This window comes from Sphingomonas daechungensis (assembly GCF_014489495.1).
GTDB lineage: Bacteria > Pseudomonadota > Alphaproteobacteria > Sphingomonadales > Sphingomonadaceae > Sphingomicrobium > Sphingomicrobium daechungense.
The window spans coordinates 593,301-613,732 of the sequence record NZ_CP060780.1 but is presented as its reverse complement, the minus strand read 5'-3'; the positions used below and the strand labels follow the sequence as shown (position 1 = coordinate 613,732).

At 63.9% G+C, this 20,432-nt stretch carries 11 protein-coding genes and 6 pseudogenes; 8 read left to right on the top strand and 9 right to left on the bottom strand.

The window, feature by feature from the left end:
* Positions 1-29: 29 nt before the first annotated feature.
* The 3 genes and pseudogenes from H9L15_RS03155 to hflK form a co-directional block, all read right to left on the bottom strand.
* Entirely contained in the window at positions 30-1,583 is a 1,554-nt protein-coding gene (locus tag H9L15_RS03155; protein ID WP_223276460.1) for a Do family serine endopeptidase, read from the bottom strand.
* A gap of 74 nt (positions 1,584-1,657) precedes the next feature.
* Complete coding sequence (gene hflC / locus H9L15_RS03150; protein WP_187715767.1) at positions 1,658-2,518, bottom strand: protease modulator HflC; 861 nt, start codon at positions 2,516-2,518, stop codon at positions 1,658-1,660.
* Positions 2,518-3,598, bottom strand: a pseudogene (gene hflK, locus H9L15_RS03145) (FtsH protease activity modulator HflK). The gene hflC and the pseudogene hflK overlap by 1 nt, the downstream one beginning before the upstream one ends.
* A gap of 72 nt (positions 3,599-3,670) precedes the next feature.
* Here hflK and H9L15_RS03140 point away from each other — a divergent pair.
* Together H9L15_RS03140 and H9L15_RS03135 are read left to right on the top strand one after the other, a co-directional pair.
* The gene (locus H9L15_RS03140) at positions 3,671-4,636 is read left to right on the top strand and encodes an Mrp/NBP35 family ATP-binding protein (RefSeq protein ID WP_187715120.1); all 966 of its coding nucleotides are present in this window, start codon (positions 3,671-3,673) and stop codon (positions 4,634-4,636) included.
* A 26-nt stretch (positions 4,637-4,662) separates the two neighbouring features.
* Positions 4,663-5,100 carry a CoA-binding protein gene (locus H9L15_RS03135; RefSeq protein WP_187715119.1) on the top strand — a complete coding sequence of 146 codons (438 nt, stop codon included), beginning with the start codon at positions 4,663-4,665 and terminating at the stop codon, positions 5,098-5,100.
* On the opposite strand, the pseudogene H9L15_RS03130 reads toward H9L15_RS03135, so the two are convergent.
* Positions 5,097-6,441 (bottom strand): annotated as a pseudogene (locus H9L15_RS03130) (TldD/PmbA family protein). The gene H9L15_RS03135 and the pseudogene H9L15_RS03130 overlap by 4 nt on opposite strands.
* 9 nt (positions 6,442-6,450) lie before the next feature.
* A pseudogene (gene ubiA, locus H9L15_RS03125) lies at positions 6,451-7,364 on the bottom strand (4-hydroxybenzoate octaprenyltransferase).
* A gap of 206 nt (positions 7,365-7,570) precedes the next feature.
* Between ubiA and H9L15_RS03120 the strand changes: the two are divergent.
* The 6 genes and pseudogenes from H9L15_RS03120 to H9L15_RS03095 all read left to right on the top strand — a co-directional run bounded on the left by H9L15_RS03120 (position 7,571) and on the right by H9L15_RS03095 (position 14,696).
* Positions 7,571-8,305 (top strand): 16S rRNA (uracil(1498)-N(3))-methyltransferase, encoded by a 735-nt coding sequence (locus tag H9L15_RS03120; RefSeq protein ID WP_187715118.1) that lies wholly within the window; start codon positions 7,571-7,573, stop codon positions 8,303-8,305.
* Between the two features lie 72 nt (positions 8,306-8,377).
* The gene (locus H9L15_RS03115) at positions 8,378-9,754 is read left to right on the top strand and encodes a glutamate--cysteine ligase (RefSeq protein ID WP_187715117.1); all 1,377 of its coding nucleotides are present in this window, start codon (positions 8,378-8,380) and stop codon (positions 9,752-9,754) included.
* On the top strand, positions 9,754-10,725 hold the full coding sequence (gene pip, locus H9L15_RS03110) for a prolyl aminopeptidase (protein WP_187715116.1): 972 nt from the start codon (positions 9,754-9,756) through the stop codon (positions 10,723-10,725). The genes H9L15_RS03115 and pip overlap by 1 nt, the downstream gene beginning before the upstream one ends.
* Positions 10,726-10,812: 87 nt before the next feature.
* Entirely contained in the window at positions 10,813-12,246 is a 1,434-nt protein-coding gene (locus H9L15_RS03105) for a GH1 family beta-glucosidase (RefSeq protein WP_187715115.1), read from the top strand.
* Positions 12,247-12,354: 108 nt separating this feature from the next.
* Positions 12,355-12,858 (top strand): annotated as a pseudogene (locus tag H9L15_RS16855) (TonB-dependent receptor plug domain-containing protein); the annotation flags it as partial.
* A 545-nt stretch (positions 12,859-13,403) separates the two neighbouring features.
* On the top strand, positions 13,404-14,696 hold the full coding sequence (locus tag H9L15_RS03095; RefSeq protein ID WP_317617632.1) for a TonB-dependent receptor: 1,293 nt from the start codon (positions 13,404-13,406) through the stop codon (positions 14,694-14,696).
* 33 nt (positions 14,697-14,729) lie between these two features.
* On the opposite strand, the gene H9L15_RS20105 is transcribed toward H9L15_RS03095, so the two are convergent.
* The 4 genes and pseudogenes from H9L15_RS20105 to ku form a co-directional block, all read right to left on the bottom strand.
* Positions 14,730-15,098, bottom strand: coding sequence for a penicillin acylase family protein (locus H9L15_RS20105; RefSeq protein WP_398286885.1), 369 nt, complete (start codon positions 15,096-15,098; stop codon positions 14,730-14,732).
* Positions 15,092-16,888 (bottom strand): annotated as a pseudogene (locus tag H9L15_RS03090) (penicillin acylase family protein); the annotation flags it as partial. The pseudogene H9L15_RS03090 and the gene H9L15_RS20105, both read right to left, overlap by 7 nt.
* Positions 16,881-19,386, bottom strand: a pseudogene (ligD, locus tag H9L15_RS03085) (DNA ligase D). The pseudogenes ligD and H9L15_RS03090, both read right to left, overlap by 8 nt.
* A 94-nt stretch (positions 19,387-19,480) precedes the next feature.
* Positions 19,481-20,362 carry a non-homologous end joining protein Ku gene (gene ku, locus H9L15_RS03080; protein WP_187715112.1) on the bottom strand — a complete coding sequence of 294 codons (882 nt, stop codon included), beginning with the start codon at positions 20,360-20,362 and terminating at the stop codon, positions 19,481-19,483.
* Positions 20,363-20,432 lie beyond the last annotated feature (70 nt).

Below are 20,432 nucleotides of genomic sequence, written 5' to 3'. Positions count from 1 at the left end.
CTAGCCTCGGCAAAACGCCGTGGCGACTCCTACTGCTGCGGAGCGATGTCCACGCCGACAAAGGCTTCCGGCCCGGTGCCGCGCCTGACCAGCAGCAGGACGCTCGTCCGTCCGCCAGCCTTGGCCGCGGCGACCGCAGCCGCCACCTGAGCGGGTGTCGTCACCGGCTGCTGGTTGACCGACATGATCAGGTCGCCCCGCTGCAGGCCCTTCTCGCTGGCGTCGCTGTTCGGGTCGACCGAGGTCACCACGACACCGCGAGCGCCGGCCGGAAGACTGAGCGCGCGAGCAATGTCAGCGTTCAGCGGCTGAAGCTGCAGGCCCAGCACCGCGCTGCCTGGAGTGGCGGGCGTGTTCTCCGGGTTAAGCGGCTGGTTGTCGTTTCCGCCCAGCTGCTTCGCGAGCTCTTCCTCGGTCGGACGCTGGCCGACAGTGACGGTCACCGTCTGCCGCTTGCCGCCACGGATGAGCTCGACCGGGACCTTCGAACCGACCGGCGTGTTCGCAACGATGTACGAGACGGTCTGGTCGGGGTTCACGTCGCGGCCGCCGACACGGAGGATGACGTCGCCCTGCTGAATCCCGGCGCGAGCGGCGGGCTCGTTCGGCTGCACGGAGCGGACGATCTCGCCGCGATCCTTCGGAAGGCCGAGCGATCCGGCGATGTTTTCGTCGAGCGGCTGGAGGCCGACACCGAGATAGCCGCGCGACGGACGCTGCCCGCGGCGCAGCGAATCGATGACCGGCTGGGCAAGCTCGGCCGGAATGGCGAGGCCGATGCCGACCGAAGCACCGGTCGGCGAGATCAGCGCCGAGTTGATGCCGATCACGTTGCCGTTGAGATCGAACATCGGGCCGCCCGAATTACCCATGTTGATGGACGCATCGGTCTGGATGTAGCGGTCATAGGCGCCGGCACCGGTGATACCGCGATGCAGGGCCGAGATGATGCCCGCAGTAACGGTTCCGCCAAGGCCGTAGGGATTGCCGATCGCCAGCACCCAGTCGCCCACGCGGGCCTTGGTGCTGTCGCCCCAGTTAACGAACGGCAGGTTCTGCCCCTCGATCTTGAGCAGGGCGAGATCGGAAGCCGTGTCGCGGCCGATGATTCGCGCCGGATATTCCTTGCGGTTGGTCAGCGTCACGGTGACCTGATCGACCGTTCCGTTGCCGGTCGCGCTCTGGATCAGGTGGTTGTTGGTGACGATGTAGCCGTCCGGCGAAATGATGAAGCCGGAGCCGAGGGAGCCGGTTTCACGGGTGCGCGGCCCGCCACCGCCCTGGCCGTTGGGGGTCTGGCTGTCGGGAAATCCGAAGCGTTTGAAGAACTCTTCCAGCGGGTCGGACTGGGTCCTGACCGGTACGCGCTGCTTCGTTGAAATGTTGACCACTGCTGGCTGAAGCTTTGCCGCCAGGTCCGCAAAGGACATGGGGGCTCCACCCGGCGCCATCGCCGCGGGAGAATTTTGCGCAACCTGCGCACCCGCCGACCCGGTTGTCAGCGAAAAGGCGGTTCCACCCAACAGCAGCGCCGTTGCAACTCCATAGGCGTAGCGCACCGTCCCGGACTCCTTCGATCTCATCGATACTCCATGAATTGCACGTTTAGCACTTACGCTGGCGCTAGCCACAACGCCTGAACGCGAATTGAACGGACTCAGCGTCCTCTCCCAGCGAATTCCTTCAAATAGGCATTGTCAGGCGACAAAACGATGCTCGTGGGAGCAGTTTTATCCTGGCCGTCGCCGACGAAGGTCGTCTGGTAACTCTGCATGGCGCGGTAGAAGTCATAGAAGTCCGCATCCTTGCCAAAGCTTGCGGCATAGGTCTTCGCCGCGTCAGCGTCTGCTTCCGCACGGATGATCTGCGCCTGCTTGGCACCCTGGGCACGGATTGAGCGAGCCTCCTGCTGGCGCGCCGTCCGCATCCGATCGTAGGCGGACTGAAGCGGCGTGCCGTCGGGAAGGTCGGTCTTCTTGATCCGCACATCGATGATTTCCGCGCCGTACTGGCTGGCGATCATGTTGAGCGACTTCTTGACGCTTTCCATGATTCCCTGCCGCTCCGGGGTCAGGAGCGCCGCGAACTCGATCCGGCCGAGCTCATTGCGAACTTCCGAGCCCAGGATCGGGCGTAGCTGGTCGCGAAGCTGGTCCTCGTTTCGTGCACGGATGTACATTTTCAGAGGATCCACGATGCGGTAGCGGGCGAATGCATCGACCTCGAGCCGGCGCTGGTCGGTCGACAGCACCTGCTGGCGCTGCATGTCCACGTCCTGCACGCGCTTGTCGATCCAGACGATGTCTTCCGCGAACGGAATGCGCCAGCTGATTCCCGCGCCTGCGCTGCCGATCGGGCGGCCTGGTTCGTAGCGGTTGAGAATCCGGGCCGGCTTGCCGAAGCGGACTACGACGGCCTGCTTGGTTTCCGGAACGACGGGGAAGCTGCTCACGAGCACGAGCAACAGCGCGAGTGCGACGACCGCGGTAACGATCGGACGCTGGCGGATGAAGTCCATCATCGCTGCGTCTCCTGCTGCTGCGGCTGCGACTTCTTAAGCTCCGGCAGTGGAAGATACGGCGTCACTCCGGGCGCCTCGATGATCGTCTTGTCGACCTTGGATAGCACCTGCTCCATCGTTTCGTAATACATGCGGCGGCGGGTGACTTCGGGCGCGAGCTTGTACTGCTCGTAGACCTTGTCGAACGCCGTCGCCTCGCCCTGCGCCTTGGCAGTGAGCTGAAGGGCATAGGCCCGGCCTGGTTGACGTAGGACTGGGCGTCCTGCTGGGCCGCCGTGACTTCCTTGAAGGCGTCGTTGACGGCGTCGGGCGGATCGGCCTGCTTGATTGCGATGCCCTGCACCTGGATGCCCGAGCGATAGCTGTCGAGGATACGCTGCATCAGCTCGGTGACCTGGGTTTCGATCTCTGCCCTCTTGTCACCCATGGCGTCGTTCAGGCTGACCCGGCTGACGACCGCGCGCATTGCGCTTTCCGCCACCTGCTTGGTCGTTTCGTCGGGATCCGCAAGCTGGAACAAATAGAGCTCCGGCGTCCGGATGTTCCAACGGACCGAATAAGCGATATCCAGCAAGTTCTGGTCGCCGGTCAGCATCAGGTCGTTATCGCCGGTCGAACCCAGGTCGAACGAGCGGATGTTCTCGACGTCGATCTTCTTCACGCGGTCGATTGGCGAGGGGAGGGTGAAGCCCACACCTGGCCGAGGGTAGTGGTGTAGCGCCCGAACCGGGAAACGACGCCGCGCTGGCTTGGCGAGATCACGTGGGTCGAGGTGAACAGCAACCAGACGAGCACCAAAGCGCCGATCGCCCAGAAGATGAGGGAGCCGATCGGCCGGCCAGAATAGCCGCCGCCGCCGCCGCCGAAGCGTTCGCGTCCCCGGCGAAGGAATTCGTCGAGGGAGGCGGTTTGTCGCGACGATCCCGTCGCGCGCTTGCCCTTGGAGGGAGTCTCGCCCCACGGGCCTTTCGGAGACGGTTCGTCCTCCGGCTCTCCGCCGCTCGACGGACCCCATGGACCTTTATTGTCGCTGAAGAGGGCGCGCGCCCTGGGGACGAGCCCCGAAAAGATGGTCATGGGACCACTATAGGAAGCAGTCCGGGCGAAAAACAGTGGCAACCGAGCGACGACTTCCTATGTCGCGCGGCGATGGCAGCAGAGAATGACCCGCTCGCGACGCTCGATGCGCACCCGGAAGCCGCGCGCCTGCGCTCGCGAAAGCTGAAGGATGGCGTAGCGACGTTGATCGTCGATGCGACCGGTCTTGGAACCGCGGATCGCGCGGCCGTCGAGGAAAATTTCCGCGACGCCGCGCTGGCGATTGAAGGCGTAAGCGAGGCACGCATTGCCATGACCGCCTCGCAGCCGGCGCGTACCCTGATCGCCGTCGGGGCCGGCAAGGGCGGGGTCGGCAAATCGACTGTCGCGACTAACCTGGCCATCGCCATATCGCGGACAGGAAAGAAAGTCGGTCTTGTCGACGCCGACGTCTACGGACCGTCGCAGCCGACCCTGCTAGGGACCAATGCCAAGCCCGAAGCCGAGGACGACCGCCTGATCCCGGTCGAAGCGCATGGCCTCAAGTTTCTTTCGCTCGGCCAGCTGGTGTCGCCGGGCCATGCACTGGCCTGGCGCGGGCCGATGGCGACGGGTGCGCTGGCCAAGCTGATCGAGGCGGACTGGGGCGATGCCGAGGTCCTCGTCGTCGATTTGCCGCCGGGCACCGGTGACGTCCAATTGTCACTGATCCAGAAATCGCGGCCGGATGGGGCCGTGATCGTCTCGACACCGCAGGACTTGTCCTTGATCGACGCGACCCGCGCGATCGACCTGTTCCGCAAGATGGACGTGCCGGTTCTCGGGATCGTCGAGAACATGGCGGGCTACATTTGCCCGCATTGCGGCGAAGGCTCCGATCCGTTCGGCAGCGGCGGCGCGGAAGCTGCCGCGGAGACGATCGGCGTGCCCTTCCTGGGGCGGCTGCCTTTGTCGCCTGCAATTCGCTCGGCATCCGATGCCGGAATGCCGCCAGCCGCGGGCGCTCCGCAGGACGCGGACGCTTTCACCAGACTCGCCGCCGCGGTGTTGGCCGAACTGGAGAAAGTTCGCCGCTGAAGCATTGAACGCTCGGGAGACGACTGATGCCGCTGACCACCGACGAAGACATCCGGCAGTTGCTGACAGAGGCACGGACGATTGCCGTGTTCGGCTGCTCGGACCGGCCGGATCGCCCGTCCTACGGCGTGTCGGCCTTCTTGCAGCGCCACGGCTACCGGATGCTGCCGGTCAACCCGCAGATCACCGGCGAGCGCGTTCACAACGAGTTCGTCTGGCGCGACCTTGGCCAGATCGGCGTCCCGATCGACATCGTCGATATTTTCCGCCGCCCGATCGCGGCAGGCGAGGCCGTCGACCAGGCGATTGCCGCAGGCGCCAAGGCAGTCTGGATGCAGCTCGGAATCGTCAACGAGGATGCGGCGGCCCGCGCCGAGGCTGCCGGCCTCAAAGTGGTGATGGATCGCTGCACCAAGATCGAGATCATGCGGCTTGGCGTTCCGGCCATCGAGGCGGCGGACTAGGCGGCGGCGACTGTCATTTCCGGCAATAGCAGGGTCGGGAATCGATCCCGCGCCGGAACTCCAGATCGCTGCCCGGCTCTAAAGTTGCAAACATTTCGAGCAGGTTGGAGGCGATTGTGATTTCGGCGACCGGCTCCGCGATCTCGCCGTTGCGGACCATGAAGCCGGCAGCTCCCCGGCTGTAGTCGCCGGTCACGTAGTTGATCCCCTGTCCGATGAGTTCGGTGACCAGGATCGCTTCCGGATAGCTGGCGAGAAGCTCCTCCCGAGTGCGGTTCCCCGCCTCGATGAACAGGTTGCTCGGTCCGGCCCCGGCGCTCCGCCAGCACCGCGCACGGCGTGGCCCGTCGGCTGGATGCCAAGTTGGCGAGCGGACGCGCTCTCGGCTGTCCAAGTTCGAAGAATTCCATCGGATACGAAGTCCATGCGAGCAACCGGGAGACCTTCGCCGTCAAAGGCGCGGGAGCGAAGTCCGCGCGGGCGGAGTGGATCGTCGACGATCCGCACACCGTCTGCAAAAATGCGCTCGCCGAGCTTGCTGAGCAGGAAGCTGGCCTTTCGCGCAATCGATCCGCCGGAGATAGACGCGGCGAAATGAGTCACCAGCGACCCGGCGACGCGAGGATCGAACAGGATCGGATAGCGTCCCGGCTGGGGCTTGCCGGGGTTGAGCTTGGCGATCGCCCGATCGCCAGCAAGTCGGCCAACGATTTCCGGTGCGTCCACGTCCGACAGATGTCGCGCACCGTGCCATGCGCCGTCGCGCTGCATTGTCGGCCCTTCTCCGGCAATCACGCTGACGGAAATGCTGTGCCCCGTGGAACGCGAAGCTCCGCTAAAGCCGGAGGATGTGGCGAGCGCCATGGTGCTCGCAGAGCGGCCCGCCGAGCCTCCAGAAGAATTGGTGACGCCTTCGACCGCGCGCGCTGCTCTCTCGGCTGCGAGTGCGCTCTCGCGTAATTCCTGCGGGCCCGGGGCGCTTCGATCTTCGGCGTCGATGTCAGGGAACGGTCCTCGGGCAATCAGCTGAGCGGGTGCAAGCCCCGCGTAAGGATCCTCAGGTGCTTCGCGAGCCATGGCGACTGCGCGTTCGACGAGGGCTGAGAGCGCCTCGTTCGAGAAGTCGGACGTGGACACGCTGGCGGACTGCTGCCCGACGAAGACCCTCAGGCCGACGTCTTCACCTTCCGAAAAATCCACATGCTCCAGCTCGCCAAGGCGGACCTGCACGCCCTGGGACTTCGACCCGATGTAAACGGCGTCTGCGGCATCGGCACCGGCACGGCGCGCCTGCTCGACGAGCGATTGCGCGGAATCGCGCGCCTGTTCCACGGAAAGCATTGGCGGCGCCTAGCGGCTGGAAAGGCCGACGACCAGCAGCCCGAGGAAAACAAGGAAGCCTGCGGTCCGATTGGACCGGAACAGCTTGAGCGCCAAGTCCCCGTCCTTGGAATCGGCCCGGCGCGCCTGGCTGGCGAGGTGGATCGCGGCGGGAGCCAATGCGACGAGCGCGAGCCAGTCCGCGCGGACCGACCAAATCGCGGCGCCCCAGAATAGCACCGCGATTGCATAGAAAACCGCGACGCCCTGCGCTGCCTTGTGGCCGAGCCGCCGTGCCGACGACTTCACGCCAACCAGCGCGTCATCCTCGATATCCTGGATGGCATAGAGCGTGTCGTAGCCGACGACCCAGGCGATGCTTCCCAACCACAGCAGCAGCGCGGGAAGATCGAGCGTCCCGCGCACGGCCGGCCACCCGACCAGAGCGCCCAGGAGAAGACGAGGCCGAGCCACGCCTGCGGCCACCAAGTGATGCGTTTCATGAAAGGATAGGCCGCGACAGGCGCAATGCTAACGAATGCAATGATACCCGCGGTGACATTCAACTGGGCCACCACAACCAGTCCCAGCAGACAAAGCGTTGCGATCAGCGCCCACGCGGCGCCGACCGAGGTCCGCCCGCTTGCGAGGGGACGAAGGCGCGTGCGCTCGACCGACTTGTCGAGGTTCCTGTCGACAATGTCGTTGTAGACGCAGCCGGCGCTCCGCATCGCAAAGGCGCCGAGGAAGAACCACAACAGCAGGCTCCAGTGCCTGTCGACGCCCGCCAGCGCCACGCTCCACGCGCATGGCCAGTAGAGCAGCCACGTCCCAATCGGCCGATCGATCCGCATCAGGGACGCCAGCGGTCTCAGGCGAGCGGGGAGAGCGCCGATCAACCCACGGCGTTCGCTGTCGGGCACGATATCGGAAGCGGCGGTCACCGCGCGAGCGTTAGCGCGGGTTGCACGGTATGTCTGCCAATGATGTCTCGCCAGTTGGCCGGAGATCGATTACGTTCCCGAAACGGCTGTCTGGATCGCTCTTCTCGCCGTTTTCGTTGCGCTCATTCCGGTGTTCATTTCGCAGTCTCGCAAGGGCAAGTAGCCCTGCCGTAGTCGGGCCACGCGCAAGGCGCTAAGCCGCTCTGATGCCTGCAACGCCCGCCTGGCCGCCGAAGAGCCTGCCTCGCTTGTTCGTGAGAACGCCGCTTGCAGAGGGGACTGGTGTCGAGCTCGACGCAGGTCAGGCGAACTATCTCGGCAACGTCATGCGCCTCGGCGAGGGAGCCGAATTGCTCGTCTTCGACGGCGAGTCCGGCGAATGGCTCGCGCGGGTTTCCGAGGCAGGCCGCAAGCGGATGACGCTCACGGTCGAGCGGAAGACGCGGGACGCGGAGGTCATGCCCGACGTCTGCCTGGCGTTCGCGCCGGTAAAGCGCACGCAGACAGACTGGCTGGTCGAAAAGGCAACCGAGCTCGGCGTGGCGGCTCTGCAGCCGGTCATGACTCACCGCACCATTGCGGAGCGCGTGAAGCTGGAGCGGCTGCAATCGATCGCGATCGAGGCAGCGGAGCAATGCGGCCGCACGGTGCTGCCGGCGATCGCGGAGCCAGTCAGCCTTCAACAGCTCCTGCGAGAAATCCACCGCCCTCTCTACTTTGCCGACGAGACCGGCGGTGAGCCGGCCGCCAACGCATTCAGGCCAGGTTCTGCGACTATCCTGACCGGCCCCGAAGGTGGATTCACCGACGAAGAGCGCGCCGCGATCCGCGATTTGCCCTCGGCCACGCCAATCTCGCTCGGGCCGCGTATCCTGCGTGCGGAGACGGCGGCGCTCGCAGCGCTTGCCGCGTACATGGCGGTCGCCGGCGATTGGCGCTGAAAGCCGGGCTTATGAGGCCATAAAGCGGAAGTGCTGGCGCGGATTCCCGCCCGGAGCTAAGTCGCGCTCCCAATGACGCAACGCACCGACGATACGCCCGAGACGCACCGCATGATCGAGAGCCGCGACGATTTGCTTGCGGTCTTCGCCAAGGGTGAAAAGCCGCAAGAGCGCTGGCGCATCGGAACCGAGCACGAGAAGTTCGTCTATCGCGTCGCTGACCACCGAGCACCCAGTTATGACGAGGCCGGCGGTATCCGCGATCTTCTGAATGGCCTCACCGAATATGGCTGGGAGCCTGTGCTCGAGAACGGCAATGCGATCGCTTTGTCCGGCCCGGATGGAACAATCAGCCTGGAGCCGGCCGGCCAGTTCGAGCTTTCCGGCGCTGCGCTGGAGAATTTACACCAGACTTGCGCCGAGGCCGGGCGCCACCTCAACCAGTGCAAGGCGGTGGGTGAGAAGCTCGGCATCGGCTTTCTCGGTGTCGGCATGTGGCCCGACAAGACGCGCGGCGAGCTGCCGATCATGCCCAAGGGCCGGTACGCGATCATGCTCAACTACATGCCGAAGGTCGGCTCGCTCGGCCTCGATATGATGTTGCGCACATGTACCATTCAGGTGAATCTGGACTACAGTTCAGAAGCCGATATGGCTAAGAAGTTTCGGGTCGGCCTTGCTCTCCAGCCCGTTGCAACGGCTCTGTTCGCGAACTCGCCGCTGACCGAGGGCAAGCCCAACGGCTATCGCAGCTTCCGCAGCCACATCTGGGAGGACACCGACGCCGACCGAACCGGAATGCTGCCGTTCGTGTTCGAGGATGGGTTCGGTTACGAGCGCTACCTCGACTATGCGCTGAACGTACCGATGTACTTCGTCTACCGCGACGGAAAGTACATCGACGTCGCGGGCGAGAGCTTCCATGCCTTCCTCGACGGAAAGCTCCCGCAACTGCCCGGAGAAAAGCCGAGGCGGTCGGACTTCGTCGATCATTTGTCGACCATCTTCCCGGAGGTTCGCCTCAAGAGCTTTCTCGAGATGCGTGGCGCCGACGGCGGTCGCTGGGGCAAGATTTGCGCACTTCCGGCGCTGTGGGTCGGGCTACTCTACGACAGCCAGGCTCTCGATGCCGCCTGGGACCTCGTCAAGGACTGGACCATCGAGGAGCGGTCGCAGGTTCGGCACGACGTTCCGAAACTGGCGCTTAAGACGTCAGTCCCCGGCGGCGGTACCGTGCACGATCTCGCCCGCCAGGTGCTCGACATCGCATCCGATGGCCTCAGCCGACGCGCGCGACTCAATTCCGCCGGCGACAACGAGAGCGGATTCCTTGATCCCCTCCACGAAGTCGTCGCAACTGGCGTGACGCCTGCCGACCGCCTGCTCGACAAATATGAGAACGAGTGGAATGGCGACGTTTCGCGCATCTACGAGGAGTTCAGCTTCTGATGGACATACACGCCCCACAGCGCCGGACCCTCTATCCGGAAATCCAGCCTTACGAGACGGGCATGCTCGACGTCGGCGACGGCCACAGCCTCTATTGGGAACTCAGCGGCAATCCGAACGGCAAGCCGGCGGTGATGCTGCACGGCGGCCCGGGCGGCGGGTCGAGCCCTGACCATCGGCGCCAGTGGAACCCCGACAAGTACAAGATCCTCGTGTTCGACCAGCGCGGCTGCGGGAAGTCGACTCCCTACGCGAGCCTAGAGAACAACACGACCTGGGACCTGGTCGACGACATCGAGAAGCTGCGGACGCAGGTTTCGAAGGTCGACAAATGGCAGGTGTTCGGCGGCAGCTGGGGCTCGACGCTGTCGTTGGCTTACGCGCAGACCTACCCCGAGCGCGTTACCGAGGTTATCCTTCGCGGCATCTTCCTGTTCGACCAATACGAAATCGACTGGATGTATGCCTACGGCGGCGCATCATCGGTCTATCCCGACAAGTGGGACGAGTTCGAAGCGCCGATTCCCGAGGCCGAGCGCGGCGACATGGTTGAAGCCTATCGCAAGCGCCTGACCGGCGACGACAAGGACGTGCAACTGACTGCCGCCAAGGCCTGGAGCAAGTGGGAAGGTGACATCGTCACCCTCCTGCCGAGTCCGGCCACCGTCGAGCATTTCACCAGCCCCGACGTTGCGGTCGCGGTGGCCCGCATTGAGAACCACTACATGGCCAACAATGGCTGGTTCGAGGAAGGTCAGTTGCTGAAGGGAGTCGAGAAGCTCCGCGGCATTCCGGGCGTGATCGTCCAGGGCCGCCATGACACGTGCACACCGCCGCGCGCGGCCTGGGCACTGAAGAAGGCTTGGCCGGAGGTCGACCTACAGATCATTCCCGACGCCGGGCACCTCTTCAACGAGCCGGGCATTCTCGACGGCCTGGTGCGCGCGACGGACAGGTTCGGCGACGCCTGAACGCGCCTGTTGTGAGCGCTAACATTCCGGCTCGCCAACCGCAGTAGCCATGCTATGCACGCAGCTTCGTTTTGGGAGAGGCGAAGCATGACCGAATTCTCGCGTCGCGATATTGGCAAGATACTCGGTTCCGCTTCGACGGCCGCGATTGTTGGCGGTCCGGCCGGACTGGCGAAGGCCGCACCCACCGACCTGTCGTTTCCGAAGGACTTCCGCTGGGGCTGTGCGACAGCGGCCTACCAGATCGAAGGCGCGGTCAACGAGGACGGGCGCGGCCCGACCAACTGGGATGTCTTCTCGCACACGCCGGGAAAGGTGTTCGGGAACGACAATGGCGACGTCGCGACGGACAGCTACCATCGCTACGCCGAAGACACGCAGCTTCTGAAGAACCTCGGAGTCAGCAGCTATCGCCTGTCGCTGGCCTGGTCGCGCATCTTCCCGACCGGTCGCGGCAAGCCCAACCAGAAGGGCGTCGATCACTACAACCGGGTCCTCGACAATCTGCTCGAGAACGGCATCGAGCCGTATGTCACCATGTTTCACTGGGACTATCCGGCGGCGCTTCCTGGCGGCTGGCAGAATCGCGACACCTCGAAGGCCTTTGCCGAATATGCGGGCTACATGGCCGGCCAGATCACTGACCGTGTGAAGAATATCATGACGGTCAATGAGCTGCGCTGCTTCACCGACCTTAGCTACAAAGTCGGAATCCACGCTCCGGGCATGAAGCTGCCCGATGCCGAGGCGAACCAGGTTCGGCACAACGGCGTGCTTGCCCATGGCCTCAGCGTCCAGGCGATCCGTGCCCATGCCAAGCCTGGGACGAAAGTCGGAATTGCGGACAATACGGTCATCCATGTGCCGGTGATGGAGACTCCGGAGCATGTCGCCGCGGCCCAGAAGGCGACTCGCGTGAACAACGCCATGTTCCTGACCGCGATCATGGAAGGCCGCTACATCGACGAATATCTGACTCAGGAAGGCGCGAATGCGCCCAAGGTGCAGGCGGGTGACATGGAAGCGATCGGCAGCCCGCTCGATTTCGTCGCCCTCAATATCTACGCGCCGGAATGGGTGCGAGCCGACGACTCGCCGCGCGGCTTCGCGGTCATCCCGCATATTCCCTCGTCGCCGCGAATGGCCTCGCCATGGCTGATTGTCGGCCCGGAGGTCGGATACTGGGGCGTGCGCCAGGTCAGCGAGCTGTGGAAGCCGAACGTGATGTATATCTCCGAGAACGGAGCGTCAGCGGACGATCCGCTGACCAACGGCCGCGTCGATGACGCCGACCGCGTGATGTATCTCCGGAATTACGTCGGCCAGTTTCACCGCGCGGTCGCCGAGGGCTATCCGCTCAAGGGATATTTCCTGTGGAGCCTGCTGGACAATTTCGAGTGGGCCGACGGCTACAGCAAGCGGTTCGGGATTCACTACGTCGACTTCAAGACCCAGCAGCGTATCCCGAAGCTGAGCGCCGCCTGGTACAAGGAAGTGATCCGGAACAACCGCATCGTCTGAGGCCTTCGGGCAACGGTGACGCGCTGGATTCGCCAAGGTGACTCTTTTGCGTAGCTTTGTAGCTTGAATCGCGCATAGGGGGCTCGGAACGACTCCGGGCGCCGCTTCATGCCCGCGCCTTCCAGATATCCGGGGGATGAGATGCGCACCTATCTTTCGTCGATCTCGGCGTTGGCAATTGCCACTGCCGGCACCTTCGCCACGCCAGCTGCGGCTCAGGATGCGCCAGCTCCCGACGCGCCTGCGGCCACTCCCACCGACGCAGCCCAGGTTCCGGTCGAACGCGAAGACACGGGCCTCGGCGAGATTATCGTTACCGCCCAGCGTCGTTCGGAAAACCTGCAGGACGTTCCCGTCTCCGTCGGCACCATCAACGAGGATCAGCTGACGGCGATCAACGCGGCGGGCGCCGACGTCCGTGCGCTCGCGGGGCGGGTACCTAGCCTGAATATCGAAAGCTCGTTCGGACGCACATTTCCGCGTTTCTACATTCGCGGTCTCGGCAATACCGACTTCGACCTCAACGCGTCGCAGCCGGTCAGCGTGGTCTACCAGGATGTGGTCCTCGAAAACCCGATCCTGAAGGGCTTCCCAGCCTTCGACCTCGATCGCATCGAAGTCCTGCGCGGCCCGCAAGGCACATTGTTCGGCCGCAATACCCCTGCCGGCATCGTCAAGTTCGACACCACCCGTCCGGGCCGTGGCGATAATTATGCGCGGATCAGCTACGGCACCTATTCGACGATCAACGCCGAGGGCGCGACTGGCGGCAATCTCAGCGACCAGGTTTCGGCGCGCGTGTCGGGGATCTGGCAGCACCGCAATGACTGGGTCGACAACCTCGACGACCCTGGCAAGCACGACCTCGAAGGCTATGACGACTACGCCCTTCGCGCGCAGGTCCAGTTCAAGCCGACGGAGGAGCTCAAGATCCTGCTGGTCGGCCAGTTCCGGCATTTGAACGGTAGCGCTCGCCTGTTCCGCGCCAACGCGATCGAGCAGGGCACGAACAATTTGGTCGGCGTCACTGGCGGCGAGTTCAAGCGCGACCAGGTTCGCACCGACGGCCTGAATTTCCAGAAGCTGCGGACGCAGAACGTGGCCGGCACGATCGAGTATGATTTCGGCGCCGCGACGCTCTATTCCGTGACCAGCTACTGGCACGGCAAGGTCGAAAGCCGCGGCGACATCGACGGCGGCTTCGGCTGCTGCGGCCTGCCAGGATCGGGCCCGGCTTCATCCCGTTCCCTGCGCAGAGCCAGGACAATGTCCCGAGCCTCGACCAATTCACGCAGGAAATCCGGATTGCGTCGAACAACAAGGGCGGCTTCGGATACCAGGCCGGCGTCTTCTACTTCGACGAGAATCTCGACATCGAGAGCTTCGACTTCTCGAACCCGACTGACACGTCACCGGCGGCGATCGTCAACCAGAAGCAGGATTCGAAGGCGCTCGGAATCTTCGGCTCGGTCAATTACGCGACCGACAGCGGCCTGACGCTTCAGGCCGGCGCGCGCTGGAACCACGACAAGAAGACGCTCGACGCCGAACGCCTGTTCGACATTCGGCCGCTTTTCGTGGGCGGTGGCCCGGTTCCGGAGACGACCACCAGGGTCAAGGACAGCCAGCTGACCTGGGACGTCAGCGCGCTCCAGGAGGTCAGTCCGGACGTCAACGTCTATGCCCGTGTCGCCAAGGGTTATCGCGCTCCCGCGATCCAGGGCCGTATCCTGTTCGACCGTCAGGTTTCGACGGCGAACAGTGAGAGGACGATGTCTTATGAGGCGGGCATCAAGACCGTGCTGTTCGACCGCAAGCTGCGCTTCAACTTCGACGCGTACTTCTTCAAGACCAAGGACCTGCAGCTATCCGCGGTCGGTGGCGGCACCAACGCCAACCTGCTGCTGAATGCGGACGCGGTGAAGGGCCACGGCCTCGAAGCGGAATTCGAAGCCCGCCCGGTCACCGGCCTGACCTTCACCGGCGGCGTCAGCTTGAACATCGCGAAGATCCGCGACAGCGGCCTTGTCGTCGAGACCTGCGGCGCGCCCTGCACCGTGCTCGATCCGGTTGCGGTTCCGGCAGCGCCGTTCCAGCCGTCGATCGTCTACATCGACGGCAACCAGCTTCCGCAGGCGCCGAAGTGGACGATTAACTTCACCGCCGGATACGAGCATCCGGTCGGCCCGGGCAGCATCTACTTCTACACCGACTGGTACCACCGTTCGAAGATCCAGTTCTTCCTCTACCGCTCGGTCGAGTTCAGCGACGACAGCCTTCTCGAGGGCGGCGTGAGGATCGGCTACAAGTGGGACAAGTTCGACGTTGCCGGGTTCGTCCGGAACATCACCAACGACGAAAGCGCCGTTTCCGGCATCGACTTCAATAACTTGACTGCGATGGTCAACGAGCCGCGCATCTGGGGTGTCGAGTTCGGCGTGAAGTTCTGATCCGACTAAGGGCAGGGCCGCCGGGTTCTGCCCTTAGTCGCCGGGCCTGTAGGTCCGTTCCGTGTGACCCTTCAGCTGGTCGGGATAGAAATAGACCTCGCGCAGGTTGCCGGAGGCATAACGCTCCGCCTGATCGTTGAAATGCTTTGAGGCGGGATTGCCGCTTTGGCCTCCGGCCGTGACCGCGCGCGCGCGGACCCGGCGCCCGAATTCGACGACGGCGACGAAGCTGTTGCCACTTGTTCCGTACCATCTCTTCGTGCCGGGCTTCTGCGACGCGCCGAACGACGCGAGCGACCCCAGCGGGCGGAGCTGAAGGGGACGGGAATGCTCGGGCCCGCATCCGTGAAAGGATGATCGATTGCGGGTGAAATGCGCTGGAAGCGGTTCACGTCGCCCCACGGCACTTGCCACCAGCCGAAGTCGCGGCGAAGCCGCGCCATCGCTGCCCTTAGGGCATCGAGCTTTTGCTTGCCGCTGAGACGAAGCAAACGCTGGAAAACTGGAAGGCCGTCATCCCATTCAGTGTTGGTCGAGAGCTTCCAGATCTCGTCGCCCCAATAGTTTGCGATAGTGTTCGCGATCGATCCCGCGCTCCAGCGATTGTCCCATGTTCGCAGCACACCGATCGCGCCGCCCAGTTGCGCGCGCTGCGGACTTCTGACCGGAAGCGCGTCATAGGCTTGAACGAGGCCGGGAAGTAGTAAGCCGAACCCTGGCTGGTCGTTATCGAAAGCCGCGGATTGCAGCTTCTCTCTCGTCCAACTTCTGCTTGCCATCAGCAATTGGAGCGCGTGAATTCCGCGATAATTCTCGCCGAACGTATCCATGTAGGCGGGGAAGGGCTTTGGCTTCGGGCTGTTCGGACCGGCCGCGGAGTAGGGCCAGTTGTTGGTGTTCTGCACCCAGCCATTCGGCGGCGTGACTGTGCTTGGCAGTTCGGTGATTGGGTGGAGCGGACCCCAGTCCGTCGCCGGATCGCTGCCGTCGACGGGCTTCGAATAATCGAACCGGTTGTCGCGCCGCGGCATGAACTGCGGCATCAGCATCGCGATCTCGCCCTTGCTGTCCGCAAAGACCGTGTTGTTGGAGCTGTTCGCCTTGAGGTCGGCGACCTTGAGGAAGTCCTTCAGGTCACGCGTCTTGGTGCGAAGGAAGCTCTGCTGAAGAGCGGCAACCGGCTTGTCCATCATCGCGAAGGAAACCCAGCGGCCGTTCGCCTCGCGGACGATAGGCCCGTGATGCGTGCGCCAGGTGGTGAAAGTCCGCTGGACCAGCTTGCCGTTTGCGGCGCGGTAATTGATCGTGACGTTGCGTTCGACGAGCGAGCGGCAGTCCTTGCCGAAGCGGTAGCAAAAGCCCTTGCCCTTGCGCTCGACCTTCTCCGCGAACTCATCGACATTATCGACGCCGCTCGACGTGTGCATCCAGCCGACGCGCTCGTTGAAGCCCTGGTAGATGAAGAACTGGCCCCACGTTGAGGCGCCGTAGGCATTGAGACCTTCGTCGCTGCTGACCTGCAGCTCGGAGCGGAAGAAGAAGCTGGTGTGCGGATTGATCAGCAGCAGCGATCCGGTGCCGGGCGCTGTGATCGTCGGTGCAATCGCGATCCCGTTCGAACCGCGCGGTTCAACGTCCTTCAAGCTGGCGGCGAGGGTACGCTTGCCCGCGTAGAACTTCTGCAATTCGCCGAGATCGATCCGCTCGATGTCGCCGCCGATGCTCCCTTCGGTGAAGCTCAGCGCCATCCACGGCTCGAAGCGGGTGAGGACGCGCGGGCGCACGTTCGGATGAGTCGCCAGGTAGTAATTGAGGCCTGCCGCCCAACTATCCATCAACCGCTTCAGCCACGGCGGGCTCGCGGCGTAGTTCGCCCGTAACTCCGGCTCGCTGACGTAGAGGCGCGCACGCAAGTCCTGCCAGATCGCCTTCTCGCCCTCGGCTTCGGCGGTGCGGCCGAGATTGGTGAGATAGTTTGCCTCGATCCGCGGAAAGTCGTCCTCGGCCTGCGCGTAGATCATGCCGAACACCGCGTCGGCGTCCGTCTTTCCGCGCACATGGGCGATGCCCCAATCGTCGCGAGCGATCGTGACGCGCGCAGCCTGTCCGCGCCATTGCTGGAGTTCGGGCGGCGATGCGGCGATCAGGACGAAGAGGAGTGGGAGGAGCGTTAGACGGAGGCTGTTACGCATCCGGAAGGGATTGCGACGCTTTTCCCCAGCCCGCAAGCGACTTCGACTTGGCCCGCTTCAGCAGTTCGCCCGCATCGCGGATCGAAAAGGCGTGGCCGCTGTCGAAGTCGTCAAGTTCGTCCCACGTCACCGGAGCCGCGACCGGAGCGCCCTCGCGGGCGCGGGCGGAGTAAGGCATGACCGCGGTCGCTCCTCGCTGGTTGCGGAGCCAGTCGATGAAAATGCGGCCAGTGCGCTGCGCCTTGCGGATGTTGGCGGTGAACCGCTCCGGCTCCGCTTCCGAAACGGCGCGCGAGAAGCGGTCGGCGAAGCTCTTCACCTTCGGCCAATCGGCGGTCGCGTCGAGCGGGATAACAACGTGGATGCCTTTCCCTCCGGTGAGCAGCGGAAAGCTCTTGAGGCCGAGCTGTGCGACGAGGTCGCGCACGTAAACTGCGGCTTCCGTGACCTTGCCGAAGTCGAGCCCTTCATCGGGGTCGAGGTCGAACACCAGGCGGTCGGGGCATTCGACCGCGCCGATTTTGCTGCCCCAGCCGTGAAACTCCATCGTGCCCATCTGCACGCAGGCGAGCAGGCCGCGGATGTCGTCGAAGTAGAGGTAGTCCTCCGTTTCGCCATCCTTTTCCTCGATCGGGATTTGCTTCACGTTCGGCCCGAAGGTGCCTTTATCGTGCTTCTGGAAGAAGCATTCGCCGGTTCGTCCGCCCGGGCAGCGGATCAAAGTCATTGGCCGGTCGGCGCAATCCTTCATGATCAGCGGCTCGATGGTCGCGTAATAGTCGGCGAGGTCTTTCTTGGTCAGGCCAAGCTCGGGATAGATGACGCGGTCCGGGCTCGAGATCTCGATTCCGAAGTCCTCGGCGGACTTCAGCTTGACCTTCCGCGGCGCGGTCTTCGGCTTCGCCGTCACGTTCGTTTCCCTGAGATGCCTGGGCACCTCGCGGACGACCTGGCTCGCAGGTTTGTCCTCACGCAAGGCGATGAAGCTTGGATGTCGAAGAACGCCATCCGACGTAAACTCCGTAAAGGCGATTTCGGCTACGAGCTTCGGCTCGATCCAGTGCGCGCCCTTGCGCTCCGCGCGGGGGACTTCGACCGCCGCCTTGTCCGTCGCGAGCGGCTCCATCCGCTCCATCAGGTCTTCGATCAGCGCGCCGCTGAAGCCCGTGCCGACCTTGCCGGCGTAAGTCAGTTTACGGCCATCGCGCGTGCCGACCAGCAATGATCGGAACCCGCGGCGCTTGTCGCTTTCGGACCAGCCGACGATGACGAATTCCTGGCGCCGGATGCATTTGACCTTCAGCCAATTGCGCGTGCGTTCGCCGCGGTAGGGGGCATTGGCGACTTTTGCGATCAGGCCTTCGCCGCCCGCCTTGCAGATCTCGCGGAACAGCTCGTCACCGCGGCCGATGACGTGATCGCCGAACAGGATCGGTTCGGCCATCCCGGCAAGCAGAGATTTCAGGCGGTCCTTGCGCTCGATATTCGGAAGCCGGGTTATGTCCTCGCCGCGGTCGACCAGCAGGTCGAAGGCGTAGAAGGCGAGGTTCCTGCCGCGGCTGTCCTTCAGCGTTGATTGGAGCAACTGGAAGTCGGGTTTCCCGGTCTCATCGAGCGCAACCGCTTCGCCGTCGATCAGGCAGCCGGGGGAAGATGCGCCGCGGCTTTCACCAATGCTCGGAACTTGTCGCTCCAGTCCTTGCCGTTGCGGGTCCAGGCGGTGGCCGCACCGCTGCCCGTGGCGATCAGCAGACGGTAGCCGTCGTACTTGTATTCGAAGAGCCAGTTCGAACCCGGCGGAACCTCGTCTACCAACGTCGCGAGCTGCGGCGACTGGAACGGCGGCGGAGCTTCCGATGCCTTTTTCTTCGCGCGCCCGCCTTTCTGACCGCCGCGGTTGGAGCGCCAGACTTCGCTCCCGGATGCGATTTCCGCCATCGTGCGGTCGGTGGTCACGCTGGTGGTGAACTCGTCGACCAGCTCCTCCCCATTGTCGGGATTGGCAAACTCGTCGGTGACCTTCTTCAGCATCCACGGCTCGGCCTTTTCGCCGGGCTTGGGCTTCAGGCGGAACATCACCCACTCCCCGCGCATGCGCTCGCCTTCGAGGGTGAAGTGGAGGTGACCTTCTTCCAGTGTCTTGCGTGGGTCCTTGTCGGGGTGCGGAATCCAGCGGCCATGGTCCCACAGCATCACCGTGCCGCCGCCATATTCGCCCGCCGGGATCGTCCCTTCGAAGCTTCCGTAATCGAGCGGATGATCCTCTGTGCGCATGGCGAGACGGTTGTCGCCCGGGTCGAGACTGGGCCCTTGGGCACCGCCCAGCTTTTCAAGACACCGTCGAGCTCCAGCCGGAAATCCCAGTGGAGGCGCGACGCCTCATGCTTCTGGACGACGAAGCTGTCGCCCTTGCCCTTGAGCTTGCGGCCCTTCGGCTCCTTCGTCTTCGTGAAGTCGCGCTTTTGGTTGTAGGTCTCGATGTCGAGCTTGCGGGCCATTATCCGCGCTCCCGCGAAGGCAGGAGCCTAGTCCAGCGCCGCAGGCGCTGCCTTCCGGCAGCGAACTGGGCCCCTGCCTTCGCAGGGGCGCAACTCACCGTCCTCGACCGCCCGCCGCGACTTTTTTCGCCGGCTTTTTCTCGGGCGCCTTCTTCGCCGCAGCTTTCTTCGGCGCCGACTTCTTCTCGTCGCCGAGGCTCTTCTTGAGCGCCGCCATCAAGTCGATGACATTGGAGCCCTTCGGCGGAGCCTTGTCCGCATCCGGATCCTGGATCACCTTCTCGCCCTTCTTCTTCTGCTTCTCGGCGATCAGGTCCTTCAGGGCATCGACATAGCGGTTGTGGAATTCGCTGGGATTGAACTCGCCCGCCTTCCGCTCGATCAGCATCGAAGCCATGTCGAGCAGGTCCGGGTCGGGCTTGGTGTCACCGATATCGCGGAAGAAGCCCGAGGACTTGTGGACCTCGTCCGCGTAGCGGAGCGTCTCCATCAGGATACCGCGGCCGGCTGGCTTGATCGCGACGACATATTCCTGGCCGCGCATCGCCATCTGGCCGACGCCGATCTTCTTGGCGTCCTTCAGCGCATCGCGAAGCACGACATAGGCTTCCTCGGCGAGGTCGTCGGCGGGAACCACGTAATATGGCTTCTCGAAGAACATCGCCTCGATATTGTCCTCGTCGACAAACTGGACGAGGTCGAGCGTCTTGCGGCTTTCGAGCTTTACCGCCTCGATCTCTTCCGGATCTAGAAGGACGTAGTGGCCTTTCGACACCTCAAAGCCCTTGACGATTTCGTCGGGGTCGACCGGCCCGATGCCGGGTACGACCTTCTCATACTTGATGCGCTTGCCCGAGGGCTCGTGCACCTGATGGAACTGGATCTGAGCGCCACTTTTGGTGGCGGGATAAATCTCCACGGGGATCGAGACCAAGGCGAGTCTGATCTGTCCCCTCCATGCGGGTCGCGACGGCATTCTTCTCATGCTCCCGAACTTGGAACGGGCGATTCAATACGCTCGCCGCTAACTCGTTCCGTTGCGCACA